Annotated in this window: 6 protein-coding genes; 2 read left to right on the top strand and 4 right to left on the bottom strand. The window is 69.9% G+C overall.

The window, feature by feature from the left end:
• Positions 1-24 precede the first annotated feature (24 nt).
• Together FNQ90_RS08925 and FNQ90_RS08920 are read right to left on the bottom strand one after the other, a co-directional pair.
• Positions 25-1,059, bottom strand: a complete 1,035-nt coding sequence (locus FNQ90_RS08925) for an AvrD family protein (protein WP_182605870.1) — start codon at positions 1,057-1,059, stop codon at positions 25-27.
• An 85-nt stretch (positions 1,060-1,144) separates the two neighbouring features.
• Entirely contained in the window at positions 1,145-2,602 is a 1,458-nt protein-coding gene (locus FNQ90_RS08920; protein WP_228470985.1) for an MFS transporter, read from the bottom strand.
• Between the two features lie 359 nt (positions 2,603-2,961).
• Between FNQ90_RS08920 and FNQ90_RS08915 the strand changes: the two genes are divergently transcribed.
• Both FNQ90_RS08915 and FNQ90_RS08910 read left to right on the top strand, forming a co-directional pair.
• On the top strand, positions 2,962-3,870 hold the full coding sequence (locus FNQ90_RS08915; protein ID WP_182605868.1) for a helix-turn-helix transcriptional regulator: 909 nt from the start codon (positions 2,962-2,964) through the stop codon (positions 3,868-3,870).
• A gap of 113 nt (positions 3,871-3,983) precedes the next feature.
• Complete coding sequence (locus FNQ90_RS08910) at positions 3,984-4,886, top strand: MBL fold metallo-hydrolase (protein WP_182605867.1); 903 nt, start codon at positions 3,984-3,986, stop codon at positions 4,884-4,886.
• 47 nt (positions 4,887-4,933) lie between these two features.
• Here FNQ90_RS08910 and FNQ90_RS08905 read toward each other — a convergent pair whose 3' ends face one another.
• On the bottom strand, positions 4,934-5,716 hold the full coding sequence (locus FNQ90_RS08905) for a cobalt-precorrin-6A reductase (RefSeq protein WP_182605866.1): 783 nt from the start codon (positions 5,714-5,716) through the stop codon (positions 4,934-4,936).
• Positions 5,713-6,516: a precorrin-4 C(11)-methyltransferase gene (gene cobM, locus FNQ90_RS08900; RefSeq protein WP_182605865.1), complete on the bottom strand. Its 804-nt coding sequence runs from the start codon at positions 6,514-6,516 to the stop codon at positions 5,713-5,715. Before cobM ends, FNQ90_RS08905 begins: the two co-directional genes overlap by 4 nt.
• Positions 6,517-6,559: the final 43 nt, after the last annotated feature.

The raw sequence follows: 6,559 nt of genomic DNA, 5'->3' as shown, positions 1-6,559 counted from the left end.
GTTCGGGACGGGCCGGCGGGGGGCTCACGCCCCGGGAAGGCGGTGAACCACCGAACAGGTGAGTCGCATGCCGTGGTGAGATGCCTTGATCTCGGCGCGACGCAGGGGACCCTCACGGGTGGGGAGGATGTCGGCGTCCTCCAGGGCGACGAGCAGGGGAAGCCGCTCACCGGCCGGACGATCGGGGCGGTCCGCCTCCCACGACGTGGAGCGCATCCACAGGGTGTGTGAGCTCTCCCGGGTGAGGGCGTCCAGGCGGTAGAGGAGGATCTGCCCCAGTTGCAGGGCCGACACGAAGAGGTCCACGAACCCTGCCGAGGGCTGGTGGGCGGCCTCGAACCCCTCCGGGGGCAGCGCGGCGGGGCCCCGGGTGGTGGTGCGCAGGAGGGCGTTGGCCGCCGGCCGGTCCGGCTCGAGGACAAGCTGGTCGATGTCCTGGCCCCGGTACCGGAAGCCGTCCCAGTAGAGGTGACGCTCCGGATGGGCGGGTGCCCCGGGAAGCGGGACCGGCCTCGACGGGGGGCCGCAAACGGCGGGATGGTCGATCTCCAGGCTCACCCGCAGGGTGGCCACCGTGCCGCGGATCACGGTGACCTCCCGGCCGGCGACGGGGGAAGGGACACGGTCCTCCAACTCCACGGTGACGGGGAAACCGGCGAGGTCGTCCTCGACGGGCGAGGAGCCCGCACGAATGCGGGCCCGGCGAAGCCAGGAGTCGCGCAGGACCTCCGGCCCCCACCCCTCAGCTGCGAGCAGGAGCTCGGCGAGGCGGACCCCGTACAGCAGGACGTCCACGGTGGACAGGTGGGGCCGCTGGTTTCCGCTGCTCTTCCGCGACCAGTCCCCGGGGTATTCCACGGCGGCCACGGCGTTGACACCGGGACGCCGGGAGTCGGAGTCGGTGAACCGCACGTCGGTCAGACGGTGCAGGGGACGCTTGTACCCCTCGCCGAAGAACCGGTGCTCCGGTGGACCGAGTAACGCGGTGACCCCGGGGAAGGTCTCGTTCTCCTCGGTGGACGGGGCCCCCGACGGGGTGGTGCGCGTTACGGCGTTCATCTCTTCCCCCTTGTGGAACACGGTGTGGGATGTCTTCGCGGGGCCGGCGCGGTGCGGACCGGGCCATGTCCGCACCGCGCCGGGATCAGGTTGCGACGGTTTCCCGGCCCGTCTTCGCCGACTCCGGTTCCGCGGACGCGGTGACCGTGGCCGAAGAAGTGCGGGCGGACCGCAGGAACAAAAGGACCAGGAGCGCTCCGGCCAACACGATCAGGCCGTTGACCAACATGCCGAACGTGGTGCCCGTCAGCGTTCCCTCCGCCGTCGGGACACCGCTTTCGAGTGCTCCGTACCGGGTGGCGGCGATGGCGGACATGATCGGGATGCCGATGGTGAAGCCGATCTGCTGGGTCATGGTGATCAAGCCGGTGGCCAGACCCTGCTCTTCGTCGGAGATTCCCGAGGTGGCGGTGACGGTGTACGCCACGATGGCCAACACGTGGCCGAAGCCGCCGACGAAGGTGGTGAGGAGCACCACGACGACGCCCACGCCGACGTTGTCACCCAGGAAGAAGAGAACGCCCGTCATGACGGCTTGGATGACCAGACCCGTCACCAACGTCCCCTTGGAGCCCAGGCGGGCGATGATCCGGGAAGCCATGGTTCCGCCGAGGAAGGCCCCCGTTCCCAGGAAACCGAACATCAGACCCGTCTGGAGCGGGGTAAGGCCCAGTACCTGTTGCAGGTAGAGAGTGAGCAGGAAGGCGAGACCCGACTCCATCGAGAAGGTCAGCAGCCCTCCGAGGTTCCCCCACTTCACCGAGTTGGCACGCAGCACCCGAACGGGGGCCAGGGGTTCGGCGGTCCGGAGTTCGATGAGGTAGAACGCGACCAGCAGGATGCCCGCGGCCAGCAACGCCCCCCACGTCCAGACGGATCCCCAGCCGTTTCGCTCACCGCCGGTGATGCCGTACACGAAAGCCAGGAGGCCGAGAGTGACGGTCACCGCGCCCGGTACGTCCAGACGGGGACGGTCGATGGAACGGGACTCTCTGATGACCACCGCGGCGCCGATGAACAGGGCGATGCCCACCGGCACGTTGATGAAGAAGTCCCACCGCCAGGAGAGGACATCGGTGAGCACTCCGCCCAGGATCGCCCCGGCCGCGAAGCCGAGCGAGAGCAGCGCTCCGTTCAGGCCCAACGCCTTGTTGCGCATCGGCCCCTCGGAGAACGAGGTGGTGATCAGTGCCAGTCCCGACGGGGTGACCATGGCGGTCGCCAGGCCCTGACCGATACGGGCGAGCAACAGCGTTTCCTGTGACTCGGCGAGTCCGCCGGCGAAAGAGGAGATGGTGAGCAGGGCGATCCCGGCGAGGAAGATTTTCTTCCGGCCGTACAGGTCACCGATGCGCCCGCACAGAAGCATGAAACCGGCTGCGGAGAGCGCGAAGACGGTGACCACCCATTGCAGGTCGTCGATCCCGATACCGAGGTCGGCTCCGATCTTGGGGAGCGCGACGGTCAGGATGGAGAAATCCACCGCGAACATGAACTGGGCCCCCAGCAGAACGACCAGAACGGTCTTTTGCCGGGACGTCATGCGCGACGGGGGATGTGAAGGCGCCGTGGAGGTTGACATGGGTCCACCATCGACACACGGCTCGATGACCACCAGTGGTGGTTGTTCATATGGGTACCACCAACACTCACATCACCATGAAGGGTGAAGGATGGGTGATGGCCACATCCCGGGGAAGCACGGCAACGAGCTCCCCGGTTCATCCGGAGGCAACACACCGGAATAATCTCAGAAAAATGAATGTTGGTTACTACTCGAACGGATCCATGTCCCTCGCTGCGAGCCCGTGATCACGTACGGCTCCTTCAACGGCGGACACGAGGTCAGTTCCTGCCGTATGATCACAAATTCATCCACAAGATCCCGAAAGGTTTCAAGTGATGCGATCGCAGGGCTTAAAGGAACTGGGAAGTTTCCTCTCGGCCAGACGCGCGGAGATCACTCCCGAGTCGGTCGGACTCCCGCAATGGGGGCGACGACGCACACCCGGCCTGCGCCGCGAGGAGGTCGCCCAGTTGGCGGGGGTCGGGGTCTCCTGGTACACCTGGATCGAGCAGGGACGAGCCCTCAACGTCTCCTTGGAGATCATCGAGGCCATCGCCAAGGTGTTGCGCCTGGACGACGCCCAGCGCATGTACGTTCGTCGTCTGGCGGGCCACAAAGCCGAGTTGGACGGCCCGGCGTTCCCCCTGGAAGCCTCGACCTTCCAGCCCTTCGTCGACAACTGGCTGCCGAATCCGGCGTACATCCTCGACCATCACTACAAGGCCGTGGCGGTGAACAGCACCGCATACGAACTGCTCGGCCTGCACGGCGGCTCGGGGAACCTCCTGTGGGACTTCTTCACCCATGAGCCGACACGTGGTCGCTTCCCCCGGCACGAGGAGGACGCGGCTGATCTGGTCGCCCGGGTCCGCACCCACTGTGCCCGCTATCCGAACGACTCCGGCCTCAACGACCTGATCCAACGACTGCGCGGTGCGAGCGAGCAGTTCGAGGAGTTGTGGAACCGCCACGAGGTGCGTGAGGACGCCTGCGGCATCGATCTGTTCACCCACCCCCTGGTGGGTGAACTCGCCCTCAAACGGACCTGCCTCAGCTTCCCCGACCGCGTCTCCCTGCGACTTGTCCTCTTCCTTCCCGTCCCGGGCATGGACAGCCTGCCCCGCCTGGAGATCCTCTCCCGCACCCGGGCGTCCGTGCAGGGCACCCCGGAGACCTCACCGACTGTCGTCCCTTCCCCCGCTCCGACCCCCCGTCCCCTGGACCTGGCGATCCTCGCGAACTGATCCGAAGGGGGGTGGGCCCGGTGGCGCTCCGATCCGTGCCCCACCCCTTTCCCGGGTTCCCCGGGTTCCCCGGGAGACCCGGGTTTCGTGCTCCTCCCGGAAGAAGAGAATCGGTGACCTCCACCCACAGCACCTCCCGTCTGCGTCGCCCGTCGGCGGTCCGCCGACTGCGAACGGGCGACCACACCCTCACCCACGTGCCCGACGGATCGGTCCAGCTACGCCCCCGCCAATGGTTTCCCGGCACCGGTGAATCCGACTGGGTTCAGCATGCCGCCCACTTGGACACCGACGGGTGTCTGGTCGGCTCGATCGGGGGACTGTTGATCGAGTTCGGGAACCGGGCCATGCTCATCGACGCCGGTTTCGGCCCCCGGCGCCTCGCTCCCGGCGATTCCCACCCGGCTCTGGGTCTCCTGGAGGGGGGCCGACTCCCCGCCGAGCTGACGGCTCTCGGGGTGTCCCCCTCCCGGATCGAACGCATCGCCTTCACCCACCTCCACGATGACCACCGGGGCTGGGCCCCGCCTCCCGGCTCGGGACAGCCGCCCACCTTCCCCCGTGCCGCCCTCCTCGCGGGACGGGAGGAGTGGCGTTCGGCGGGTGTGCCCGGTACCGCCCTCGCCACGGCGACCGCCGCTCCCGACGCGGTGGTTCCCGGGCGCCCGTACGCCGTGGAACCGGGCGAGGAGATCTTTCCCGGTGTCACCACCGTCCCACTGCCGGGGCACACCACCGGACACACCGGGTACCTCATCTCCTCGGGTGACACACGCGTCCTCGCCTTCGGGGACGTCATGCACTCGACGATCCAACTCGCCCATCCCGATTGGCACGTGTTGTTCGACGCCGACGCGGAACAGGCGGTGCGCACCCGTCACCGAGTCCTGGAGATGCTGGGCGAATCGGACACCATCGGTTTCGGAAACCACTTCGCGGACGTGGTCTTCGGCCGGCTCGTGAGCGCTCCCACCGAGGACACGCCCCGGTGGGAGGCGGCACCGACGGACCCGTGAGCGGGACGACGGCCCCGGACCGGGCGAATTCTTCGTCGACGCACGTCTCACCGCACGTCGAAGAGCAGTTCCCCGGCCCGGGCGACGGCCTCCGCCGGATCGGCGACGGTCGGCACGCCGGTCGGCGGTTCCGGGCGGCGCACGATCACCACCGGGATCCCGGCCTCCCGGGCGGCGGTGAGCTTGGGGGCGGTGGCCGTTCCCCCGCTGTCCTTGGTGACCAGCACGTCGATCCGGTGCTCGCGCAGCAGCGCGCGCTCCCCGTCGAGGTCGAACGGGCCGCGCGCGGTGAGCACCGTCGTGCGCGGCGGGCACGGCCCGGTGGGGGGATCGACCGTCCGCGCCAGGAACCACGGTTCGGTGAGGTGCGCGAAGGACTCCAGACCGAGCCGGCCGGTGGTCAGCAGGACCCGGGAGCCGAGCCCCGGCAGCAGGTCGGCGGCCCCGGCCAGGGAGTCCACCGGGTGCCACCGGTCGCCGGGAACGGGCGTCCAGCCGGGGCGGCGCAGTGCCAGCAGCGGCACCCCGGCCTCCCCGGCGGCCCGGGCGGCGTTGGCGGTGATCCGGACGGCGAAGGGGTGGGTGGCGTCGATCAGGAGGTCCACGGCGTGTTCGCGCAGCCAGTCGGCGAGGCCGGCGGAGCCGCCGAAACCGCCGATCCGGACCTCTCCCGCCTCGGGGAGGCGGGGCGCGGCGACCCGGCCGGCCAGTGAGGTGGTGACCCGCAGGCCGGTGGGGTGGGCGGCCGACAGCCCGCCGGCGAGACGGCGGCCCTCGGTGGTGCCACCGAGGATCAACACATGCCGGTCGACGCGGGCGGGGCGGGTCATCGTGCCGGATCGGCGGCGGCGTCGGACGTGTCGGCCGCGCCGGCGGTGCCGCAGGGGTCGGTGCGAACCCGCTCGGCGGAGTACAGGTAGCTGTCGGGGAACTGCGCGGCGCCCAACACCCGCCCGACCATGATCACGGCGGTGCGGGTGATGCCCGCCTCCCGGAGCCGGTCGGCGATCCCGGCGAGCGGCCCGCGCAGCACCACCTCATCGGGCCGGCTCGCCATCGCGACCACCGCCGCCGGGCAGTCGGCGCCGTAGTGCGGGAGGAGTTCGGCGACCACCCGGTCGGCGTGCCGGGCGGCGAGGTGCAGGACCAAAAGCGCCCCGGAACGGCCGAGCGTGGCCAGGTCCTCGCCCTCCGGCATGGGGGTGGCCCGCTGCGCGACCCGGGTGAGCACCACGGTCTGGCCGACGGTCGGCACGGTCAGCTCGCGCCCCAGGGCGGCGGCAGCCGCCGCGAAGGCGGGCACACCGGGCACGATGTCGTAAGGCACGCCGGCCCGATCGAGCCGCCGCATCTGCTCCGCCACCGCGCTGAAGATCGACGGGTCACCGGAGTGCAGGCGGGCCACGTCGTGCCCCGCCTCGTGGGCGGCGATCATCTCGGCGACGATCTCGTCCAGGGTGAGTCGGGCGGTGTCCACGAGGCGGGCGTCGGGCGGGCACTCGGCGAGGAGTTCGCGCGGCACCAGGCTTCCCGCGTACAGGCACACCCCGCAGGAGGCCAGCAGGCGGGCGCCGCGCAGGGTGATGAGGTCGGCGGCGCCGGGGCCCGCGCCGATGAAGTGGACGGTCACGGGCGCTGTCCCTGTCTCTTATACCGACCTGACGTCGACGACG

This window comes from Streptomyces alkaliphilus (assembly GCF_014141535.1).
GTDB lineage: Bacteria > Actinomycetota > Actinomycetes > Streptomycetales > Streptomycetaceae > Streptomyces > Streptomyces alkaliphilus.
Note: the sequence above shows the minus strand (reverse complement) of the source record. Positions and strands in the feature narration are given on the sequence as shown.